24 protein-coding genes, 1 tRNA gene and 2 riboswitches are annotated in these 20,809 nt (G+C 62.7%); of the genes, 16 read left to right on the top strand and 9 right to left on the bottom strand.

Annotation, left to right across the window (positions count from 1 at the left end):
* Window position 1 precedes the first annotated feature (1 nt).
* On the bottom strand, window positions 2-823 hold the full coding sequence (gene fabI, locus QNO18_RS10525; RefSeq protein ID WP_092896745.1) for an enoyl-ACP reductase FabI: 822 nt from the start codon (window positions 821-823) through the stop codon (window positions 2-4).
* 115 nt (window positions 824-938) lie between these two features.
* On the opposite strand from fabI, the gene pdxH reads away from it, so the two are divergent.
* The 3 genes from pdxH (at window position 939) to QNO18_RS10540 (ending at window position 2,886) form a co-directional block, all read left to right on the top strand.
* Complete coding sequence (gene pdxH, locus QNO18_RS10530) at window positions 939-1,577, top strand: pyridoxamine 5'-phosphate oxidase (RefSeq protein ID WP_283177633.1); 639 nt, start codon at window positions 939-941, stop codon at window positions 1,575-1,577.
* Between the two features lie 113 nt (window positions 1,578-1,690).
* Window positions 1,691-2,236, top strand: coding sequence for a cold shock domain-containing protein (locus QNO18_RS10535; RefSeq protein WP_283177634.1), 546 nt, complete (start codon window positions 1,691-1,693; stop codon window positions 2,234-2,236).
* Between the two features lie 242 nt (window positions 2,237-2,478).
* On the top strand, window positions 2,479-2,886 hold the full coding sequence (locus QNO18_RS10540; protein ID WP_283178779.1) for a DUF192 domain-containing protein: 408 nt from the start codon (window positions 2,479-2,481) through the stop codon (window positions 2,884-2,886).
* Window positions 2,887-3,120: 234 nt separating this feature from the next.
* Here QNO18_RS10540 and QNO18_RS10545 read toward each other — a convergent pair whose 3' ends face one another.
* Window positions 3,121-3,519 carry a hypothetical protein gene (locus tag QNO18_RS10545; protein ID WP_283177635.1) on the bottom strand — a complete coding sequence of 133 codons (399 nt, stop codon included), beginning with the start codon at window positions 3,517-3,519 and terminating at the stop codon, window positions 3,121-3,123.
* 829 nt (window positions 3,520-4,348) lie between these two features.
* On the opposite strand from QNO18_RS10545, the gene QNO18_RS10550 reads away from it, so the two are divergent.
* Both QNO18_RS10550 and QNO18_RS10555 read left to right on the top strand, forming a co-directional pair.
* Window positions 4,349-4,425, top strand: a tRNA-Pro gene (locus QNO18_RS10550).
* Between the two features lie 464 nt (window positions 4,426-4,889).
* Complete coding sequence (locus QNO18_RS10555) at window positions 4,890-5,102, top strand: hypothetical protein (RefSeq protein ID WP_283177636.1); 213 nt, start codon at window positions 4,890-4,892, stop codon at window positions 5,100-5,102.
* Between the two features lie 309 nt (window positions 5,103-5,411).
* Here QNO18_RS10555 and nrdF read toward each other — a convergent pair whose 3' ends face one another.
* The 7 genes from nrdF to QNO18_RS10590 form a co-directional block, all read right to left on the bottom strand.
* Window positions 5,412-6,386, bottom strand: coding sequence for a class 1b ribonucleoside-diphosphate reductase subunit beta (nrdF, locus tag QNO18_RS10560; protein WP_283178780.1), 975 nt, complete (start codon window positions 6,384-6,386; stop codon window positions 5,412-5,414).
* Window positions 6,387-6,462: 76 nt separating this feature from the next.
* Window positions 6,463-8,589 carry a class 1b ribonucleoside-diphosphate reductase subunit alpha gene (gene nrdE / locus QNO18_RS10565; protein ID WP_283177637.1) on the bottom strand — a complete coding sequence of 709 codons (2,127 nt, stop codon included), beginning with the start codon at window positions 8,587-8,589 and terminating at the stop codon, window positions 6,463-6,465.
* Window positions 8,571-9,008, bottom strand: coding sequence for a class Ib ribonucleoside-diphosphate reductase assembly flavoprotein NrdI (gene nrdI / locus QNO18_RS10570; RefSeq protein WP_283177638.1), 438 nt, complete (start codon window positions 9,006-9,008; stop codon window positions 8,571-8,573). Before nrdI ends, nrdE begins: the two co-directional genes overlap by 19 nt.
* A gap of 11 nt (window positions 9,009-9,019) precedes the next feature.
* A complete protein-coding gene (gene nrdH / locus QNO18_RS10575; protein WP_092896774.1) occupies window positions 9,020-9,244 on the bottom strand; it encodes a glutaredoxin-like protein NrdH in 225 nt (74 codons plus the stop codon).
* A 646-nt stretch (window positions 9,245-9,890) separates the two neighbouring features.
* Window positions 9,891-10,349, bottom strand: coding sequence for a PaaI family thioesterase (locus QNO18_RS10580; RefSeq protein WP_283177639.1), 459 nt, complete (start codon window positions 10,347-10,349; stop codon window positions 9,891-9,893).
* Between the two features lie 105 nt (window positions 10,350-10,454).
* Window positions 10,455-11,546: a hybrid-cluster NAD(P)-dependent oxidoreductase gene (locus tag QNO18_RS10585; protein ID WP_283177640.1), complete on the bottom strand. Its 1,092-nt coding sequence runs from the start codon at window positions 11,544-11,546 to the stop codon at window positions 10,455-10,457.
* Window positions 11,547-11,548: 2 nt separating this feature from the next.
* Complete coding sequence (locus QNO18_RS10590) at window positions 11,549-12,799, bottom strand: aromatic ring-hydroxylating dioxygenase subunit alpha (RefSeq protein ID WP_283177641.1); 1,251 nt, start codon at window positions 12,797-12,799, stop codon at window positions 11,549-11,551.
* Between the two features lie 126 nt (window positions 12,800-12,925).
* A riboswitch (cobalamin riboswitch) is annotated at window positions 12,926-13,141 on the bottom strand.
* 140 nt (window positions 13,142-13,281) lie between these two features.
* Window positions 13,282-13,388, top strand: a riboswitch (TPP riboswitch).
* A 73-nt stretch (window positions 13,389-13,461) separates the two neighbouring features.
* Here QNO18_RS10590 and thiD point away from each other — a divergent pair.
* The 11 genes from thiD to QNO18_RS10640 are packed head-to-tail and all read left to right on the top strand — an operon-like array spanning window position 13,462 to window position 20,803.
* The gene (gene thiD / locus QNO18_RS10595; protein WP_283177642.1) at window positions 13,462-14,262 is read left to right on the top strand and encodes a bifunctional hydroxymethylpyrimidine kinase/phosphomethylpyrimidine kinase; all 801 of its coding nucleotides are present in this window, start codon (window positions 13,462-13,464) and stop codon (window positions 14,260-14,262) included.
* On the top strand, window positions 14,259-15,236 hold the full coding sequence (locus QNO18_RS10600) for an FAD-dependent oxidoreductase (RefSeq protein WP_283177643.1): 978 nt from the start codon (window positions 14,259-14,261) through the stop codon (window positions 15,234-15,236). Before thiD ends, QNO18_RS10600 begins: the two co-directional genes overlap by 4 nt.
* Entirely contained in the window at window positions 15,233-15,427 is a 195-nt protein-coding gene (gene thiS, locus QNO18_RS10605; RefSeq protein ID WP_283177644.1) for a sulfur carrier protein ThiS, read from the top strand. The genes QNO18_RS10600 and thiS overlap by 4 nt, the downstream gene beginning before the upstream one ends.
* A 1-nt stretch (window position 15,428) precedes the next feature.
* Entirely contained in the window at window positions 15,429-16,193 is a 765-nt protein-coding gene (locus QNO18_RS10610; RefSeq protein WP_283177645.1) for a thiazole synthase, read from the top strand.
* A complete protein-coding gene (locus QNO18_RS10615; protein WP_283177646.1) occupies window positions 16,190-16,786 on the top strand; it encodes a thiamine phosphate synthase in 597 nt (198 codons plus the stop codon). Before QNO18_RS10610 ends, QNO18_RS10615 begins: the two co-directional genes overlap by 4 nt.
* On the top strand, window positions 16,783-16,938 hold the full coding sequence (locus tag QNO18_RS25670) for a hypothetical protein (RefSeq protein WP_349293853.1): 156 nt from the start codon (window positions 16,783-16,785) through the stop codon (window positions 16,936-16,938). Before QNO18_RS10615 ends, QNO18_RS25670 begins: the two co-directional genes overlap by 4 nt.
* Window positions 16,887-17,759, top strand: coding sequence for a ThiF family adenylyltransferase (locus QNO18_RS10620; RefSeq protein WP_349293855.1), 873 nt, complete (start codon window positions 16,887-16,889; stop codon window positions 17,757-17,759). Before QNO18_RS25670 ends, QNO18_RS10620 begins: the two co-directional genes overlap by 52 nt.
* A complete protein-coding gene (locus QNO18_RS10625; protein WP_283177647.1) occupies window positions 17,756-18,712 on the top strand; it encodes an ABC transporter substrate-binding protein in 957 nt (318 codons plus the stop codon). Before QNO18_RS10620 ends, QNO18_RS10625 begins: the two co-directional genes overlap by 4 nt.
* Window positions 18,709-19,386 carry a TenA family protein gene (locus QNO18_RS10630; RefSeq protein WP_283177648.1) on the top strand — a complete coding sequence of 226 codons (678 nt, stop codon included), beginning with the start codon at window positions 18,709-18,711 and terminating at the stop codon, window positions 19,384-19,386. The genes QNO18_RS10625 and QNO18_RS10630 overlap by 4 nt, the downstream gene beginning before the upstream one ends.
* Window positions 19,386-20,075: an ATP-binding cassette domain-containing protein gene (locus QNO18_RS10635; protein WP_283177649.1), complete on the top strand. Its 690-nt coding sequence runs from the start codon at window positions 19,386-19,388 to the stop codon at window positions 20,073-20,075. The genes QNO18_RS10630 and QNO18_RS10635 overlap by 1 nt, the downstream gene beginning before the upstream one ends.
* Window positions 20,075-20,803 (top strand): ABC transporter permease, encoded by a 729-nt coding sequence (locus QNO18_RS10640; protein WP_283178781.1) that lies wholly within the window; start codon window positions 20,075-20,077, stop codon window positions 20,801-20,803. The genes QNO18_RS10635 and QNO18_RS10640 overlap by 1 nt, the downstream gene beginning before the upstream one ends.
* Window positions 20,804-20,809 lie beyond the last annotated feature (6 nt).

The raw sequence follows: 20,809 nt of genomic DNA on the forward strand, positions 1-20,809 counted from the left end.
CTCAGTCCTTCTTGCCGGTCACAACGTCGATATCGGGTGCATCGATCGCCTTCATGCCGACGACATGATAGCCCGCATCGACATGCAGGTTCTCGCCCGTGGTGCCGCTGCCCAGATCCGACAACAGATAGAGCGCGGATTTCCCGACCTCTTCCTGCGTCACATTGCGGCGCAGGGGCGAATTCAGCTCGTTCCATTTCAGGATATAGCGGAAATCGCCAATGCCGGAAGCCGCCAGCGTCTTGATCGGCCCGGCCGAGATCGCATTGACGCGGATCCCGTCGCGGCCGAAATCTTCGGCCAGATATTTCACCGATGCCTCCAGCGCCGCTTTGGCCACGCCCATCACATTGTAATGCGGCATCACCTTTTCGGCGCCGTAATAGGTGAGGGTCAGCATGGCGCCGCCCCGTCCCATCATTGCACCCGCACGCCGGGCCACAGCGGTAAAGCTATAGACCGAAATATCCATCGACATTGCAAAATTGGCGCGGCTTGTATCGGCATAACGCCCGCGCAATTCATTCTTGTCGGAAAAGCCAATGGCATGAACCACGAAATCAATCGTGCCCCATTTTGCCTTAAGCCCGTCGAACAAAGCATCGAGCGATTCTTCGCTTGCCACATCACATTCGAACAGAAGCGGTTCGCCCAGGCTGGAAGCCAGTGGCTCAACCCGTTTTTTAAGCGCTTCACCCTGGTAAGAGAAGGCAAGTTCTGCCCCCGCTCCCGCCAGTGCCTGGGCCACGCCCCAGGCAATCGATTTGTCATTGGCAAGGCCCATGATCAGCCCGCGTTTGCCAGCCATCAGTCCGGTTGACATTCCTGGTCCCTCGCACACCTTTACGGTTTGATAGCGTTGACGTTTAGGCGGAAAGGCGGCCTGCCGCAAGGGCGGGAGACCGTTACCGTTGACGTAAGAACAGGAGCGGGCATCGATGGAACGGACCGGAATTTTCAAAGGCGACGATCCTTTTACGATCGCGCGCAGCTGGCTGGCCGAGGCCGAGGCGACAGAAGTGAATGATCCAAATGCGATTGCTCTGGCGACGGTCGACGAGGCGGGGCTCCCGGATGTACGCATGGTGCTGCTGAAGGAGATCGCGGCCGAATCCTTTGTCTTTTATACAAATTATACTTCGGTAAAGGGGCGCGAGATCGAGGCTTCGGGCAAGGCGGCTTTCGTTATGCACTGGAAAAGCCTGCGCCGGCAGATCCGCGTGCGCGGCACGGTCACGCGCGAGGAAGGCAGGGTGGCCGATGACTATTACCGGAGCCGCAGCCTGACGAGCCGGCTTGGCGCCTGGGCCAGCCGGCAATCACAGCCCTTGTCCTCGCGTGAGGCACTGATGGCCGAAGTGGCAAAGGTTACCGTGACGAAAGGGCCGATTCCGTCGCGCCCGCCATTCTGGGGCGGATTTCGCATCACGCCGCTGGAGATCGAATTCTGGGCAGATGGCGCCTTCCGCCTGCATGACCGGTTCCGCTGGAGCCGCATCGGGGGCGGCGATGTGGAGGGCGGCGAAAAGGTTGCAAGCGGTTCAGGTGATTGGACAGTCCTGAGGCTCAACCCCTGATAATCGCGGGAAAAGGTAAACAATTCTGTCTGATCATACGATTTCCTCTTGATCAGGCGGGGTTAAGCCTTCATCAACCGAAAAGGGCTTAATCTGGGGAGATAGTCCTTGTTATGACTGAAGAAGATAAGGCCACGCAGGTGTTGCAGGGCCGGGTGAAGTGGTTTGATCCGGCTAAAGGCTTTGGCTTCATCGTCAGCGATATTACCAATGCCGATATCCTGTTGCACGCGAATGTTCTGCGCAACTTTGGGCAGAGTTCAGTCGCGGATGGAGCAGGGGTCACAGTCAGGATCCAGACTACACCACGCGGTGTACAAGCGGTTGAAGTTCTTGCGATTGAACCTCCGGAAGGGCCTGTTGTGCCCCTGGGGGAACTGGCGGGTGAACTTTCGGTAGCGGATTTATCCGTTCTGCCGATGGAGCCTGCACGTGTAAAATGGTTCGATAAGGCCAAAGGATTTGGCTTCGCCAATGCTTTCGGGCGGGCGGAAGACATATTCATCCATATCGAGGTCTTGCGGGTCTCTGGTTTTGCGGATCTGATGTCAGGCGAGGCGGTGGCGCTCAAGGTAATTGAGGGCCGGCGCGGCAGAATGGCAGTGCAGGTGCTGAGTTGGGAACGTGCAATCGTCGCCCAGGCGGGCGAAGCCGGATGACGGCGGGGGCGGTGGCGGTGCTGCCGCCCTGCTGGACAGTCTTGTCGCAATCCACGAATATCCCCCTGAAAAATTCGGACAACAATCTGGCTGCAGCGCCGGGGTGCGACGCGTCTGGTCACAGGCGTCGCTGGATCTCCCGTACTGTGCTTTCGGCCATCCTGGCCGGGGTGATTTTGAGCGGTCTGGCTGTGCCTGGCCTGCCTTTTGCCGGCGCAGCCCAGGCGGCGCAGAGCTGTTCCCTGTCGCGCATCGACCTGCGCCCGCCTGCGAAAGAAGGGCAGGGGGAACGCCAGAGTTTTTCCGTTGAAATCGCCGACACGGCCGCCAGCCGCGCTCAGGGTCTGATGTATCGCGAAAGCCTCGCGCCCGAGGCCGGGATGCTCTTCATCTATGAGACACCGCGTCGCGCCGAGTTCTGGATGAAGAACACGCTGATCCCGCTGGACATCATTTTCGCAGATGCTCAGGGGCGGGTGACGGTGGTGCATGAAAACGCCGTCCCGGGCGATGAGACGCCGATTCCGGGCGGTGACAATGTTCTCTATGTGCTCGAGATCAATGGTGGTCTGGCAAAGAAGGCCGGAATCGTTCCGGGCAGCGAGATGCGCCATCCGCTGATCCGCGCCGGTGCCTGGCCCTGCCGCTGACCGTGTCGCAGCCTCAGACCCGTCTTTCCCGCGCGCCCCGTCTTTCCCGCACGCACCGTCTTTCCCGCACGCGTAGCAGAGTTATCTGCGAGGCCTGCCTTAAAATCTGAGTGACGTTGCCGGCTTGCATGCGGCATCAGACCGATCCGGGCGGCGGTGTATTGAAGATCCTGATCCGCCCCGAGCCGCCTGCGGCGGGCGCGTCGAAGCGGAGGCGATGAGGGCGCTGTTCTGTCAGTGCCGTGTAGCCGCGACCGGCGCGGGCTTTTCGCAGCGGATCTGAAAAGCGAAGGCGCCTTCTGTTCGGGTCCGGTGGCGAAGGCAATTGTCAGACCGCAGCGAAATCCTGCGCCCGACGCGGCCAAAGGGGGCGGCATGGTTGATCAGGATGTGTTCCACCTGGCCGTGAGCTGTCACTGCCTTGCCAGCCCTTGCCCTTCCAAACCTCATTTCCATGGGCGCCAGAGGCGTACGCCAGTCGCCATGCAGCTCGACGGTCCGGACCACTTCGCGCAGGCTGAACCGATAGGCCGGGTAAGCCGCGATCCACTGCCAGGGCCCCGGCGGAACCGTGTTCTCGCCCGAAACGGACAGCTCGTCCCACCTTTGCACTTCGACATAGCGCCCGACCAAGCAATCCGCGCCGCTCCGATCCTCAGGGCGGGGCTTGCACGGAAACGTGCCCAGAGCAGGCCTGCCCGTTTCAGGCCAGTGCATTGCCGCCTCCAATGGACCGGCGGCCCCAGATCCACCCCAGGGATGCAGGGGCCAAGGTGCTCGTGCAGAGTGTCGGGCGTGACCTTGGCACTCGTCAGTTCGCCGGCGGTATGCACCACCGAACTGTTCTCCATGCTCATCCGGCGCAAGGGCTACGCCCTCTCCCTCAGGCACAGCAAACGGATCGTAAAGGCTTTCGGCAAGGCAAAAGCCATTGCAGGTGCTGCTCAACTGCCTTTCTCGGCGTCTAATGCGCAAGAGCTCGCATCTGCATGCCGCTGGCCGCAGGAAATATGGCCAGACTGCAGCAACTGCTCGCAGCATAAACGGAAGGTAGCGTTTCGTGCAGGCCAAACCCGGCAGCCGGGGCACATGAGCGGTCGGAGGTTCTGATACAGTATAAAACAACCTGCTCAGCGCCGGACTGAAACAGCTGCCTGTCAGGTCGCCTGTAACATGAAGAAGACCCCACGCGGAGGATATTATATCATATATTCAGTGCCTTATATGTCTATCTCGTCTGGTGGCGCGGGAAACCGAGGTTTACGCTTATTGCTGTATGAACAGGCTTCCAACCGGTGCATGCAGAGCTTCCTGTGCGCATTGTTTCGGCTAAAGAGGTGCGGCCGTCAGCCTTCCTGTGCCATGACTTGCGCCACAGATCCGAAGCTGATGGTGCAAAACGCATTTTTATCGCAATCGGGGCTTTCCCTGCCGGTGGGAAACCGCTATCTGACTGCCAGTTCGGGGCGTAGCGCAGTCTGGTAGCGCGACGGTTTTGGGTACCGTAGGTCGGGAGTTCGAATCTCTCCGCCCCGACCAGCATTCAACGGATTTCAGGATAGTCCGTTTTGCAGTTCATTTTGCAAAACTGTTCTCTATCTTTTCCATGCGGCCCCCGGCTACTTCTCGATTGCGTCTGCATTTCGGGCAATAGAGCTGCATATCTGGCGATGACTTCGGCCGCTTGCTTGATAGAGCCGCGAGGTATTCTGGCGGCCCCTCTGAATAAACCATTCGGTCATTCCAGAACGGGGTAGCGCCGCGCCCTCTCGAAGCAGAGTGGTATTCGCGAACCTTCCCGTCTGCCAGCTTGGCTCGGGTTCGGTTAATGCCTTTCAACGTGATTTTGGAGATTTTCGCCGAACCAGTCATCTACTGCGGTTTCTGCTGGTACAATGTGGGTGATCAAGGCGGGAGCGACAAACGCAATTACGATGTGGGTCTGTACCGCTATCTTGCCATGCTTATCCGCCAGCTTCACACTGCGTGGCAGTTGCGCTTCCGTGAAGGTTCTTAGTTTCCCCACGGTGACGGGCTGGGGTGCCGATGTGCCCGGCGCTGCCCGCGCGCAAGCCCTGATCGCGGTCTGGCAGCCGCCGGAAGACCCGGAAACCATCCTGATATCCTTTTCTGGACCAGACCGCATCGATGCGGTGATCGAAGATGATCCACGGGCCGCACCCTCGGTGCCTGGGCTGACCCTCGCCCCCCCCTGACGCGCAGGAGGCGCCTTTGACTGATCTACCCCCTCCCGATCGCGGCCTGATCGCCACCATTTACCAGCTCATGGGCGGGGCGGCGACTGCGCTTCTGGCGCCATGTTCGAGCCGGGGCATGCACCATGCCTGTTTGGGAAGGATGCCTCGCTGACCAAGGCCGATGCGATCTGGCCGCCGACCAGGCCGAGTGGGTCATTAACGTCGATGTCATGCACGAGCCGGCGCTGGTCGCGCGCGCGCCATCGCTGTCTCCCCGGCCCATCCCCGGATGTCCGGGCCGGGGGCAGACGTCCTGAGACCACGGTCTCAGAAGTCCCAGTCTTCGTCTTCGGTCGCAACCGCCTTGCCGATCACATAGCTCGAACCAGAGCCCGAGAAGAAGTCATGGTTTTCACTGTCAGGCGACAGCGCCGCAAGGATCGCCGGATTGACCTCGCAGACCGAGGGCGGGAACAAGGCCTCATAGCCAAGGTTCTGCAGCGCTTTATTGGCGTTGTAATGCAGGAAGGCCTTCACGTCCTCGGTCAGACCGATGCCGTCATAAAGCTCTTCGGTATAACGTTGCTCGATCTCGTAAAGGTCGAACATCAGGGCAAAGGCGAAATCCTTCAGCTCTTCGCGCTTGGCCTCGGTCAGCTTCTCCAGACCGCGCTGATACTTATAGCCAATGTAATAGCCATGCACCGCCTCGTCGCGGATGATCAGGCGGATGAGATCGGCAGTATTCGTGAGCTTTGCACGGCTCGACCAGTACATCGGCAGATAAAAGCCGGAATAGAACAGGAAGCTCTCGAGAAAGACGCTCGCGATCTTGCGCTTCAGCGGATCTTCCCCGGCCTTGTATTTCTCAAGGATAATACGCGCCTTGGCCTGGAGATGCGGGTTCTCCTCCGACCAGCGGAAGGCATCGTCAATCTCCTTTGTCGAGCACAAGGTCGAAAAGATCGAGGAATAGGACCGCGCATGGACCGATTCCATAAACGCGATATTGGTCAGGCAGGCCTCTTCATGCTGCGTCACCACATCGGGCATCAGCGAGATCGCCCCTACTGACGACTGCACCGTATCCAGCAGCGTCAGCCCGGTGAACACCCGGATCGTCAGCTCGCGCTCTTCGGGGCGCAGAGTCGACCAGGACTGTATATCATTCGACAGCGGCACCTTCTCTGGCAGCCAGAAATTCACCGTCAGACGGTTCCAGACCTCCAGGTCCTTCTCATCCTGCAACCGGTTCCAGTTGATCGCTTTCAAAATGGTCTTCGGCATCACATGATCCTTCATCGCGGAAGAACCTTTCATCTGTCTGAAAATATCCCGGGGGTCCGGGGGCAGGGCCCCCGGGCAGCTCAACCAGTCCTTACAGTGTGCAGGAAACGCAGCCCTGCACTTCGGTCCCTTCCAGCGCGGTCTGGCGCAGCCGGATGTAATAGATCGTCTTGATGCCCTTCTTCCAGGCATAGATCTGCGCTTTGTTGATATCGCGCGTGGTGGCTTCAGATGGGAAGAACAGCGTCAGCGACAGGCCCTGATCGACATGTTCGGTCGCCGCCGCATAGGTGTCGATGATCGCTTCCGGCCCGATCTCATAGGCATCGCGGTAATATTCCAGGTTCTCATTCGACATGAAGGCGGCAGGGTAATAGACGCGCCCGATCTTGCCTTCCTTGCGGATCTCGATCTTCGCCACGATCGGGTGGATCGAGCTGGTCGAGTTGTTGATATAGGAAATCGACCCGGTCGGCGGCACGGCCTGGAGGTTGCGGTTGTAAAGCCCGCCCGCCATGACATCGGCTTTCAGCGCTTCCCAATCCGCGCGGGTCGGCAGCGTCACACCCTCAAACAGCGCGGTGACCTTCTCCGAAACCGGCAGCCAGTCGCGCCCGGTATATTTGTCAAAGAACGAGCCATCGGCATATTTCGACTTGTCGAAGTCTTTGAAACTCTGCCCATGCTCACGCGCCAGCAGGTTCGAGGTGCGGATCGCGTGATAGGCGACAGCAGCGAAATAGACGCTGGTGAATTCGACACCTTCGGGCGAGCCGTAATGCACATGCTCGCGCGCCAGATAGCCATGCAGGTTCATCTGGCCCAGCCCGATGGCATGGCTTTCATCATTGCCGCGGCGGATCGACGGGACCGAGTCAATCGCCGACATTTCCGACACGGCGGTCAGGGCGCGCACGGCCGCTTCGACGGTCTTGCCCAGGTCCGGGCCGTCCATCGCCGCCGCGATGTTCAGCGAGCCGAGGTTGCAGGAAATATCCGTGCCAAGATGGTCGTAGCTCAGATCCTCGTGGAAGGTCGACGCCTCGTTGACCTGCAGGATTTCCGAGCAGAGGTTCGACATGGTGATGCGCCCGTGGATCGGGTTCGCCTTGTTCACCGTGTCTTCGAACATGATGTAAGGGTAGCCGCTCTCGAACTGGATCTCGGCGATGGTCTGGAAGAATTCCCGCGCGTTGATCTTCTTCTTCTTGATCCGCTTATCGTCGACCATCTCGTCATATTTTTCGGTGACCGAGATTTCCGAGAAGGGGACGCCGTAAACCTTCTGCACGTCATGCGGCGAGAAGAGATACATATCTTCGTTGTTCTTCGCGAGTTCGAATGTCACATCCGGGATCACCACGCCAAGAGACAGCGTCTTGATGCGGATCTTCTCATCGGCATTCTCGCGCTTGGTATCAAGGAAGCGCAGAATATCGGGGTGGTGGGCGTTGAGGTAAACCGCGCCGGCCCCCTGACGTGCGCCAAGCTGGTTCGCGTAGGAGAAGCTGTCTTCCAGAAGTTTCATCACCGGGATGACGCCGGAGGACTGGTTTTCGATCCCTTTGATCGGGGCGCCGGCCTCACGCAGGTTCGTCAGCATCAGCGCCACGCCACCGCCGCGTTTCGACAGCTGCAGCGCCGAATTGATCGACCGCCCGATCGATTCCATATTGTCTTCAAGCCGCAGCAGGAAGCACGAGATCAGCTCGCCGCGCGACATTTTTCCTGCGTTCAGGAAGGTCGGCGTCGCGGGCTGGAAGCGGCCCGAAAGGATCTCGTCCATGAAGGACATCGCCAGCGCCTCATCGCCACGCGCGAGCGCGAGCGCGACCATGACCACGCGGTCCTCGTAACGCTCAAGGAAGCGCTGACCGTCGCGGGTCTTCAGCGTGTAGCTGGTGTAATATTTGAACGCGCCAAGGAAGGTCGGGAAGCGGAACTTCTTCTCATAGGCGGCATCCCAGATCTGGCGCTGGAAGTTGCGCGAATACTGATCCAGCACATCGGGCTCGTAATAGCCTTCATCAACCAGATAGCGCAGCTTCTCATCCAGATTGTGGAAGAAAACCGTGTTCTGGTTCACATGTTGCAGGAAATATTGCTTCGCCGCCATGCGGTCGGCGTCGAAGCGGATTTTGCCTTCTCCGTCATAGAGGTTCAGCATCGCGTTCAGCGCATGGTAGTCCAGCGCCGGCTTCACGCCATTGTCGAGCATTCCATCCCCCAGAATAGATCAAGCCCGCGCCGGACGCGGGCGATGTCGGTTTCCGTGCCGGCCAGCTCGAAGCTGTAGAGAACCGGCACACTGCATTTACTGGCGATAACCCGGCCCGCAAGAGCGTAGGTCTGGCCGAAATTTCGGTTGCCCCCGGCGATCACACCGCGCAGACCGGCGCGCCGGTCGGGGTCATTGAGAAAGCGGATCACCTGTTTCGGGACCGCGCCGCGCCCCTCGCCATCGGCGAATGTCGGGCAGATCAGAACGAAATCCCCGCCCGGATCCGGCATAGGATCCTGCGGGGATATTGGGATACGCAGCGCCGTGCCATAGCGGCCGGCGCTGATCTCTTCTAAGCGCATGACGAAACGCAGGGTATTGCCCGAGGCAGATGAGAAAAAGACGAGCCCGGGCACGGACAAACCCCTCAGCTGGCGAGGCGGCCGATCATATCGGGACGAAAGCCCGCCCAATGCGCGTCACCGGCGATGACGACAGGGGCCTGGCGATAGCCGAGCGCCACAACGCGGTTCATCGCATCGGCATCTTCGGTCAGATCGATAATGGAATAGGACAAGCCTTTGGCATCGAGCGCACGGGTGGTTGCGGTGCACTGAACGCATGCGGGTTTGGAGTAAACGGTGATGGTCATTGCCTGATCCTTCTACTGTCCCATGTGGCTGCGGTTCGCTGAGAAACGGCCAGCGGAAAGCCTCCGCCGGGTGATGTCCTCGCGCCCGTCGCACGGTTTTGTTGCCTTCACTTTGCCCTGGGATCCTGCCGCGGCTATGGTCTTCCCGGAGGTTTCCCCCCGGAGTTTCCCCTGGCCGTTCCTGCCGCTGGCTGCGCCCGGAAATGCCCGGTTTTCCCCGGATTTCGGACGCGTCGCAGGCTGCAGGTTTGCTCCCGGAACATCTGCATATTGATCCCTGATTTGCTCTGCTGTCAACATCTTGTGTTATTGAAATGCTACCCGTGACGGGAACGACTCAGAGTTGAAAAGCCGCTGAAATCAGAGGAAATCGTTGCTTTGCCGGGCGCGCGGGGGGAAATGTGTGCCTCTAAACCCACAGACTCGGGCTGCACAAAATTTCGCCTTGCACAATATCCAGGAGCAGGGGCGGCCCCTGATCGTGCCGCGTCGTGGACAGAATGGTGCACATCTCTGGGGATAAGCCGGTTGACCCAGGGGAAGGCAATGCAGGCGCCGGTCGCGCCCGCCGGGTCGTCACCAGATTGATTCGAAGGCGGCAGGGCCGGGGGCAGGAGCCGGGGGGCAGTTCCTGGTTCGCGGTGTTTCAGGCAGCCGGAGCGGCCGGGGGTGCGGACGCGGGGGCGGGCGGGATGGAATAGGTCATATTCGCCCGCGCCACCGGATCCTCGACCCCGTCCGAGAAGATCAGCGCATCCGCCACCGCCAGCACGCGCCCAAGTTTCAAAAGCCGCACATCGCAGTAAAGCCCGCGCCCGGCGGCCGGCTTGCGCATGAAATCGATGGAACATCCCGTGGTGACCGCCAGCGCCACCGGCCCGATCCTCGACAGGATGGCAAGGTAGACCGCCACATCGGCAAGAGCGAACATCGTGGGGCCGGATACAGTGCCACCCGGGCGCAGATGGCGCTCGGCCACTTGCAGCCGCAACCGGATGCCCTGATCGGTTACGGCATCGACGGTGAAATCCGCTGCCACCTGGCCGAAATCGCGGGTGACAAAGTCGTTCAGCGCGGCTCTGTCCATCAGGATCGGTTTCGCCATCGGTGTTCTCCCATATCTGCGCGCGGTGACCGGCGGGGAGAGTACCCGTCTCAGACGCACCGGCAAGGCTGCCGATGCGTTATTTTCTGTGAGGCCGCGCGGCTCTCAGACCTCGACCGAGATCCTGCCCATCGGGTTCGAGCAACAGGCGAGGATCCAGCCCTCGGCAATCTCGTCATCCGAAATGCCGCCATTATGGACCATATGCACATCGCCTGCGGTCTTTTTCACCTTGCAGGTGCCGCAAAGGCCGAAGGTACAGCCCGAGGGGATGTTCAGCCCGGCGCGTTTCGCCACCGCGAGCACGGTATCGGTCTCGGAACAGGGCGCGGTCACGTTTGAGGCGGCGAAGGTGATCTGCGCACCGGCCTCGGAATCGGGGATCACATCGTCGATCACCGGGGCGTCGGCTTCCGTCGACACCGGCGCGCCGAAGCTTTCCTGATGGTAATGTTCCATATCGAAGCCGAGCGAGACCAGCATGTCGCGCACCGCCTGCATGAACGGCTCCGGCCCGCAGCAAAACACCTCGCGCTCCAGATAATCCGGCGCCATCAGCCCAAGCATGATCTGGCTCAGCCGGCCCTGATAGCCGGTCCAGGTCTGGAACGGGTCGCTTTCCTCGACGGTAAAGCGCAGCTTCAGCCCCGGCACACGGTCTGCAAACCCTTCGAGCCGCTTGCGCAACAGGATTTCGGATGGCCGCTTTGCCGCATGGACGAAGACGATATCGGGCATCTCGCCCGAATCCCAGGCCCAGGTGGTCATCGACATCATCGGCGTGATGCCCGATCCGGCCGAGATAAAGAGATGCTTCTTTGCCGGATGCCGGTGCGAGCTGAAGATCCCCGCCGGGCCATAAGCCTTGATCTTCATCCCCGGCTTCAGGTGATCAAGCATCCAGCGCGTGCCGACAGACGTCGCCTGGGCTTTCACCGTGACCGAGATCGACAGTGGCCGCGATGGCGAAGACGAGATCGTATAGGTGCGCTGGACATTGCCCCTGGCGCCTTTTTTCGGATCAACCGGCAGGTCGAGCGTCACGAACTGGCCCGGCTGATAGTCGAACCAGGCCCCCGAGGGCGCGCGGAAGGTGAAGGTGGCGGTATCCGGCGTCTCGGGCACGACCATGGCGCATTCAAGATGCTCTGCATCATCCCAGGGCTTCACAGACCAGTTAAGTTGTTGCTTTCCCATTTTTATTCCGCCGCCAGTGCCGGGCCGGTGCCGGAAACGGGGCCAAGGCGTTCCGTCATGATGCCGGCATACCAGTCGATGAATTGCATCACCCCTTCTTCCTGGATCGGGGAATAGGGCCCGGGCTCATAGGCGGGAGAGAGAATGCCCTTCTGGTTTTCCTCGACCACCTGGCGGTCTTCGTCATTGGTGTTGAGCCAGACGCGGGTGAGGGTTTCGAGATCATAGTCGACGCCCTCGACCGCATCCTTATGGACCAGCCAGTTCGTGGTCACTTGCGTCTCGGTCGGGCTGATCGGCAGGATGCGGAAGACGATGGCGTGATCGCCGAGGAAATGGTTCCAGCTGTTCGGGTAGTGGAAGAACAGAAGGCTGCCGGCATCGTTGAAGGGCATGGTGCCCATGCGTTTCGCCACCGCCGCCTTAGTCGACATCGTATAGCTTTCGGCGCCGTTCAGCAGGGGGATGCGGGCGAGCCGCCATTGCATCTGCGGGTGGTTGGTGAAGCGCGAGGGCAGGCCGGCCGCCTCGCAGCGCTTCCAGTGTTCGATAATGTCGGGCGAGGCCGAATCAGGCCCCTCCATCGCCGTCATACGCGGGTTGTCGGAATAGGTCCGGCACAAAGACGGGTGCGCGCCGCCGCAATGATAACATTCGCGGTTGTTCTCGATCACCAGTTTCCAGTTGCCGTTTTCGACGATGGTCGAGCTGAAAGCGACCTTTGCATCGGCAAGGCCCGAGGGGGCCAGATACGACATCAGCTTCGGCGCGAGGTCGGAAATGGGAGGGGGCACTTCGGCGAGACAGATGAAAACCATGCCGCCAAGATCGACACAGTGCACCTTCTTCAGCCCGAACTTCGAAGGGTCGAAATCCTCGCCCATATCGCGGGCGAAAATAAGCTTGCCCTCGAGGTCATAGGTCCATTGGTGATAGGGGCAGACAAGGTTCGTCGTCGCGCCATTGGTCTTCGCGCAAAGCCGCTGACCGCGATGGCGGCAGACATTGTGGAACGCGCGGATGCGATTGTCTTTGCCCTTGATGATCACCACCGGATAGGCGCCGATCTGCAGCGTGGCAAAGGCGCCGGGTTTCTCCAGCTCGCAGCCCGGAATGGCAAAGAGCCATTCACGATACAAAATATGTTGAAGATCGGCCTCCAACACCCCGGGATCACAATATAAATCGCGCTCTAAGGCATAGCCGCTCCGGCGTGCCAGCAGGCGGGAAAGGGTTTCGGACTGGCTCAGCATTTGCTGTCCTTCGCGTTAGCCCGGGCGGGTCGCACGGGCAGGTTTGACGTGCGATGGACAACAGGCGGCGAAGGGCCCGCGCGGGGATGGACCCGCGAGCCGGTTGCCGCTTCGCCGCCCACCGCGGCTCGACATCTCGTGCAAGGCTGGTTTCCGGGCTTGGCGAGCGGTCTTTTCAACCCTGGTCGCGACACCTTCCCGGGCTCCTCCGCCCAGTGGTCCTTGTCGCGCCTCTCAGCCTCTACCGTTGCGGGGGCAGCGCCGGCTTTGGCCCCTTGCGGGACCGCACCGGCTTCCCAATTCTCCGCTGTCGCCAGCGGCACCTTGCGAGGCTGAATTGATCACAGTGCGGCGGGCGGGATTGTCTGTTTGCGACATGTCGCAAAGCGGAACAGACAGCGGCCCCGTAAGCAGCCTCATTCGCGCAGAAAGCGGGATTTTGCCGGTTGCCAAACGAAAATGCTCCGCTTAACGATTGGGCAACTTACTCGTTGGGGTGTCCCGGGAAACCGGGGCTGAGAGGCCGCAAGGCTAACCCATCGAACCTGATCCGGTTCATACCGGCGGAGGGAACGGGTGGTCTGATCGTGTCTCTGGCGGCCCGTTGTGGCCTGCCCGGGCATCAGTGTCCCCAAATCTTTTCGCCGGTCATTGGGGGCATGATGACGGCGATAGCTTTGACCATAGCGGGGTCCGATTCCGGCGGCGGCGCGGGGATTCAGGCCGATCTTAAAAGTTTCGCGGCAATGCGCGTCTATGGCGCCAGCGTGATCACTGCGATCACGGCCCAGAACACAAGGGCGGTGACCGCGGTGATGGCCCTGCCGGCGCGGCTGGTTCGGGCGCAGCTGGAGGCGGTGTTCGATGATCTTGCCGTGGGTGCGGTGAAGATCGGGATGCTGGGCGATCCGGAACTGGTCGCGACCGTGGCGGCGGCGCTGAAAGGGCGCGATCTGGCCCTGGTGGTTGATCCGGTGATGGTGGCGAAATCCGGTGACCGGTTGCTCGCGGCCGAGGCTGTCGCAGCACTGCGCGAGGCGCTTTTGCCGCTCGCGACGGTTTTGACCCCGAACCTGCCCGAAGCGGCAGATCTACTGGGCGAGGCCCCGGCCAGCAGCCATGAGGCGCAGGAAGCGCAGGGGCGCGCGCTCCTGTCGCTCGGGCCGGCCTGGGTGTTGATGAAAGGCGGTCATGCCGGGGGGGAAGAGTGTCGCGATCTGCTGATCGGCCCTGTATCCCATGTGTTCACGGCAGAACGCCAGCAGACCAAAAATACGCATGGCACAGGATGCAGCTATGCCGCAGCGATTGCGGCCGGGCTGGCGCAGGGGATGGCTGTCCCCGATGCGGTGGCGCGGGCGCATCGCTGGCTCCAGGGGGCGATCCGGGCGGCGGATGCGCTGCAAATCGGTTCCGGCCATGGGCCGGTGCATCATTTCCACGCGCTCTGGCCGCAATCATGAGCCGCGTCCATATTCTCGGGGCCGGTGTCATGGGCCTTGTGATGGCCAGCGAACTTACGGCGCGCGGTCATGAGGTCACGATTTCTGACCCGGCCGGCGGCCCCGGGCCGCAGGCCTGTTCCTGGTGGGCCGGTGGTATGCTGGCGCCATATTGCGAGGCGGAATCGGCAGAGGAGCCGGTTGAACGGCTTGGGGCCGGCGCGGCCGCCTGGTGGCAATCCCATACCGGGCTGGTTACCGGGGCCGGGACGCTGGTTCTGGCCGATCCGCGTGACCGGGGCGATCTGGCGCGTTTTGCGCGGCTGACCAAAGGGCACCAGGCCATTGGCGGGGACGGGATCGCGCAGCTTGAGTCCGATCTGGGAGGCCGTTTCCGCGAGGGGCTCTTCTTCAGAACCGAAGCGCATCTGGCCCCGCGCGCGGCGCTTGGCGAACTGGCCCGCCGGCTCGCGGCCCGGGGGATCATGGTAACACCCGAGCCGGCAGAGGCGCCGCTGACCATCGACTGCCGGGGGCTCGCGGCGCGCGACAGTCTCAGCGATCTGCGCGGTGTGCGCGGTGAGATGCTGCTGATCCGCTGCGAGGGCGTGAGCCTCTCGCGCCCGGTCCGCCTGCTGCATCCGCGTATCCCGCTTTACATCGTGCCGCGCGGCGACGGGCATTTCATGCTTGGCGCCACGATGATCGAAAGCGGATGGCGCGGGCCGGTCACGCTGCGGTCGATGATGGAGCTGATGGCGGCGGCCTGGACGATCCATCCCGGTTTTGGCGAGGCCGAGCTGATCGCGACCGGTTCTGACGCGCGCCCCGCTTTCCCCGACAATCTGCCCAGGATCCGGCGCCGGGGGGATATGATCTTTGCCAATGGTCTCTACCGCCACGGATTCCTGCTCTCGCCCGCCTGCGCGCGGATGGTAGCGGAACATCTCGAGACCGGCGCGCAGCCCGAGTTCATGGATGAGGTGAGGATATGAGAGTTTTCGTGAATGGAGAGGCAAGGCGGACCGGGGCGACAACCCTGGCCGCTTTGCTTGAGGAACAGGGCTTTGGCCCGGCCGTGGCGACTGCGGTGAATGAGGTCTTCATCGCCAAAGCCGCGCGGCTGGAAACAGAAATACAAGAGGGCGACCGGGTCGAGGTTCTCGCCGCCATGCAGGGGGGCTGAGATGCCGGTATTCTACGGGACTGCTGTTGAAAGCTCGCTGATGCTGGGCACGGCGCAATATCCATCGCCGAAGATCCTGGAAGAGGCGTTTCGCAGCTCTGAGGCCGGGATCGCTACGGTCTCATTGCGCCGCGAGCAGGGAGGTGGCGGTGACTTCCGCGCGCTTGTGGCAGATCTTGGCGCGAAGATCCTGCCCAATACCGCCGGCTGCCATACGGTGAAGGAGGCCGTGACCACGGCCCATATGGCGCGCGAGCTGTTTGCGACAGACTGGATCAAGCTCGAGGTGATCGGCCATACCGATACGCTGCAGCCTGATGTCTTCGGCCTTGTTGAAGCCGCCCGCATCCTGATTGCCGACGGGTTCAAGGTCTTTCCATATACGACCGAGGATATTGGCGTCTGTGCGCGCCTGGTCGAGGCCGGTTGTGAGGTGCTGATGCCCTGGGGGGCGCCGATCGGCTCGGGGCGGGGGCTGATGAACGAATATGGGCTGCGCGTGCTGCGGGCAGAGTTTCCCGATCAGGTTCTGGTGGTCGATGCCGGGATCGGGCTGCCCTCCCATGCGGCGCGGGCGATGGAGCTGGGTTTTGATGCGGTGCTCCTGAATACGGCGGTGGCGAAGGCCGGCGATTCGGCGCGGATGGCCGGGGCCATGGCCGGGGCGATCCGGGCGGGCAGGATGGCCTATCTCGCGCAGCCGATGGAGCCACGCGATATGGCCGCGCCCTCGACACCCGTGCTGGGGAGGGCGTTTCTCGCATGACCCTGCCGCGTTTCTATCCGATTTTCGACTCTGCTGCCTGGGTGGGGCGGATGCTGCCGCTTGGGGTTCGGCTGGTGCAGCTGCGGGTCAAGGATCGCAGCGAGGACGAGACGCGTCTTGAGATCCGCGCAGCGCAGGCTTTGTGCCGCGCGCATCAGGCGATCCTTGTGGTCAATGATCACTGGCAGCTCGCAATCGAGGAAGGCTGTGACTGGATCCATCTCGGACAGGAGGATCTTGATGCCGCCGATCTTGAAGCGATCCGGCGCGGCGGGCTGCGGCTCGGTATCTCGACCCATGATGAAGAAGAACTGGCGCGCGCGCTGGCGCTGGGCCCGGATTACATCGCGCTGGGTCCGGTCTGGCCGACGATCCTGAAACAGATGAAATGGCATCAGCAGGGGGTGGAAAAGCTCGCCGTCTGGAAAGCGCGGATCGGGGATATCCCGCTGGTGGCGATCGGCGGGATGACGCCTGCGCGCGCGGCAGAGGCCTTTGCCGCCGGGGCGGATCTGGTTTCGGTGGTGACCGATATCACGCTGAACCCCGACCCTGAGGCACAGGTGCGGCACTGGCTTGAGGTGACGGCATGAGCCGCTATGCGCGCCAGACCCTGCTGCCCGGGATCGGGGCCGGGGGGCAGGCGGCTTTCGCCCAGGCGCATCTGCTGGTCGTGGGGGCCGGGGGCTGGGCGTGCCGGCGCTGCAATATCTGGCCGGCGCCGGAATCGGGCGTATCACCGTGATCGACCCGGACCGCGCCGAGGAAAGCAACCTGCACCGCCAGCCGCTTTATGCAGGCGGGATCGGCGCGCCGAAGGCCGCACTTGTCGCAAATGCACTGCGGCTGCTGAACCCTGACTGTCAGGTGACGGCGCTGGTCGCGCGTTGCGATCCTGAAAATGCGCCCGACCTGGTGGCAGAGGCCAATCTGATCCTCGATTGCGCTGACAGTTTCGCCGCGAGCTATCTGCTCTCCGACCTGTGCCACCGCGCCGGGAAGCCGCTGGTATCGGCCTCGGCGCTGGGGTTTTCGGGCTATGTCGGAGGGTTTTGCGGCGGTGCGCCTTCGCTCAGGGCGGTGTTCCCCGACCTGCCGGAAACCCTTGCGACCTGCGCCAGTGCCGGCGTGCTTGGTCCGGTGGTGGGGATGCTCGGCACGCTCATGGCGCAGATGGCGCTGGCGCATCTGGCGGGGATCACGCCATCGCCGCTTGGCCAGCTGATCCGCTTTGACATGGCGGGCTGGCGGTTCAGCAGCTTTCGCTTTGACACCGCACCCGAGCCGGAGACGGCTTTCCCTTTCATCGCCAGGTCTGCGATCCGCCCCGGCGATTACGTGATCGAGCTGCGCGACCGCGCCGAGGCACCGCTTGGCGTCACCCCGGATGCCCATCGCTTCGCGCCTGACCAGATCACGGGGGCCACGCCCGCGCCACATGAGCGCATCGTTCTGGGCTGCCGCTCCGGCCTCCGGGCCTGGCGCGCGGCGGCGCAGCTCCACCCGATTTTCCCAAATGAGATCGCGCTGATCGCCGATCCGCCCCTGACGGAGACCGAGATATGACCCGTTTCGCCCTGGCCCTGCTGGCCGCTGTCGCGCTGACCGGACCCGCAATTACCGGCCCCGCCCGGGCAGAGGACCGTATGACCCTGATCCTTGACTGGTATGTGAACCCGGACCATGGGCCGGTGATCATTGCCCGGGAAAAGGGTTTTTTCAAAGAGCAGGGTCTTGAGGTCGAGATCATCGCGCCTGCCGACCCGACGGAGCCTCCGAAACTGGTCGCGGCGGGCCAGGCCGATCTGGCGGTCTCCTATCAGCCGCAGCTGCATCTCCAGGTCCATGAAGGGCTGCCGCTGGTTCGTGTCGGCACTCTGATTGCCACCCCGCTCAATTGCCTGATGGTGGCGGCAGACGGGCCAGTGCAGAGCCTTGGCGATCTGAAGGGAAAGCGAATCGGCTATTCGGTTTCGGGCGTCGAATCGGCTTTGCTGTCGGGGATGCTGGCCAGCGCCGGGCTGACGGCGGGGGATGTCGAACTGGTCAATGTGAACTGGTCGCTGACGCCCGCGCTTCTGACCGGCCAGGTTGATGCGGTCATCGGGGCGTTTCGCAATTTCGAACTGACGCAGATGCGGCTGGCGGGCGGCGACGGGCGCTGTTTCTACCCCGAAGAGGCCGGGATCCCCGCTTATGATGAGCTGATCTTTGTGGCCCGTACCGGGTTTGACCAGGATCGCGTGACCCGCTTCCTGACCGCGATCGAGCGCGCGACGGCCTATATGATCAACCACCCCGAGGCCGCATTCGAGGCTTTTGCCGCCACCGCGCCGGATCTGTCCGACCCGCTCAACACCAAAGCTTGGGCCGACACATTGCCGCGTTTCGCCCATTCACCGGCGGCGCTGGATCATGGGCGCTATGCGAGATTCGAAGCGTTTTTGCAGCAATCGGGTCTGACAGACAGCATCCTGCCGGTCTCGCGCCTGGCGATTGACCCGGGGGCAGCAGAATGAGCCTTCCTGATTACGGATCCGGATTTGCCGCCCTGCGTGCCGCCTGTCCCGAGGACTGGAACGCCTATACGCGGCACGCCTTTCTCGACGCGCTGCAGGATGGCTCGCTGCCACGCGCGGATTTTCTCAGCTATATGCGCCAGGACTATGTTTTCCTGATCCATTTCGCCCGTGCCTGGTCGCTTGCCGTGGTCAAGGCCGGCAATCTGGCCGAGATGCAGGCGGCCAGCGCGACGGTCCACGGCCTTCTTCATCACGAGATGGCGCTGCATATCCGGCTCTGCGCGGCAGCCGGGATATCGGCGGCAGATCTTGCCGCCACCGAAGAGGCGACCGGCAATCTGGCCTATACCCGCTATGTGCTGGATGCCGGGCTGAGCGGCGATTTCCTCGATCTGCTGGCCGCGCTGCTGCCCTGCGTGCTGGGCTATGGCGAGATCGGCGCGCGGCTGATCGCAACCGCTGGTGAAACGCCCTATCGCGACTGGATCGGGACCTATGGCGGCGAGACCTATCAGCAGATCTGCCGCGAGGCGGGGGCGCTTTTTGACATGGCCCTCCGCGACCGGCTGGGCGAGGCCGCGCAGACCCTGCCGCGCTGGCGCCAGCTAGAGCGTCATTTCCGTGTTGCGACGCGGCTTGAGGCGGGGTTCTGGCGCGCGGGCCTTACGTGATGCGGCTTTCGGGCGAGGCCTGGATCGGCCGCGAGCGCCTTTTCCCGCCCTTACGGCTGGAACTTGTGGCGGGCGAATGGCTGGTGCTGCTCGGCCCGTCGGGCGTGGGCAAGACCACGCTTATGCGGCTGATCGGCGGGCTGCCGGTCGCGGCGGAGTTCCGTGGTCAGATCACCGGTCATATGCCGGTCGCGCTGATGGCGCAGGATCCGGGGCTGATGCCCTGGGCCACGGTGGCGGCGAATATCACGCTGGGCGCAACACTGCGCCGCGAGACGCCGGATCGCGCGCGGCTCGCTTCGGTGCTGGAACAGACCGGCCTTGCCCCCCATGCGGCAAAGCGCCCGGCCGAGCTCTCGGGCGGGCAGCGGCAGCGGGTGGCACTGGCACGGGTTTTGATGGAGGACCGGCCGCTGGTGTTGCTGGATGAGCCGTTTTCGGCGCTGGATATCGGGCTGAGGCTCCGGATGCAGGATCTTGCGGCGCGCCTGTTGCGCGACCGGACCGTGATGATGATCAGCCATGATCCGATCGAGGCCGCGCGGCTCGCGGACCGGATCCTGCTGATGACGCCGGCGGGTCTTGAGGAAATCACAGCCCCCGCCGGCAAGGCACCGCGCGCTGGCGACGCGCCAGAGGTACCGAATGCCGCTGCTGCGATCACGCGGCGGCTGGTGGCGCTGGCATGATACGGATTTCTGTTACCGTTCTGGTTCTGCTGGCGCTCTGGCAGGGGGTGATCCTTGCCACCGGCCTGCCGCCCTTTCTGCTGCCGTCGCCGGGGGAGGTGGCGAAGGCGCTCTGGACCCATCAGGGGGTGCTTGCGACAGCTTTCCTGAAGACCCTGACCGAGACGGTTGCGGGTTTCGCTCTGGGCGCGGTCATCGGGTGCGGGCTCGCGCTGCAAATGGCGGCCTCGGCGCGACTGCGGCGCTGGCTTGGCCCGGTGGTGGTGGTGTCGCAGACCATCCCGATTTTCGCGCTGGCGCCGATCCTGACGCTCTGGCTGGGATATGGCATGGCGCCGAAACTGGCGGTGGTGGCACTGGTGACATTTTTCCCGGTCGCAAGCGCCTTTCATGACGGGCTGACCCGCGTGCCCCAGGCGCGGCTGGATCTGGCGCGGGTGATGGGGGCGGGGCGATGGGCGATGCTGATCCGGATCCGGATGCCGTCGGCGCTGCCGGACCTGGCCACGGGGCTGCGGCTTGCCGCTGTGCTGGCGCCGGTGGGGGCGGTGATCGGCGAATGGGTCGGCGGATCAGAGGGGCTGGGCGCGGTCATGCTGCACGCGAATGGACGGATGCGGATCGACCTTGTCTTTGCAAGCCTCGCGCTGGTCGTCGCCTTGTCGCTGGGCTTCCAGCGCCTGGTCGCCGGGCAGCTTGCCGCCCGGCTGGAGCGCTATGCCGGCTGAATGCTC

Origin of the sequence: Gemmobacter sp. 24YEA27 (genome assembly GCF_030052995.1) — a bacterium.
Taxonomy (GTDB): Bacteria; Pseudomonadota; Alphaproteobacteria; order Rhodobacterales; family Rhodobacteraceae; genus Pseudogemmobacter.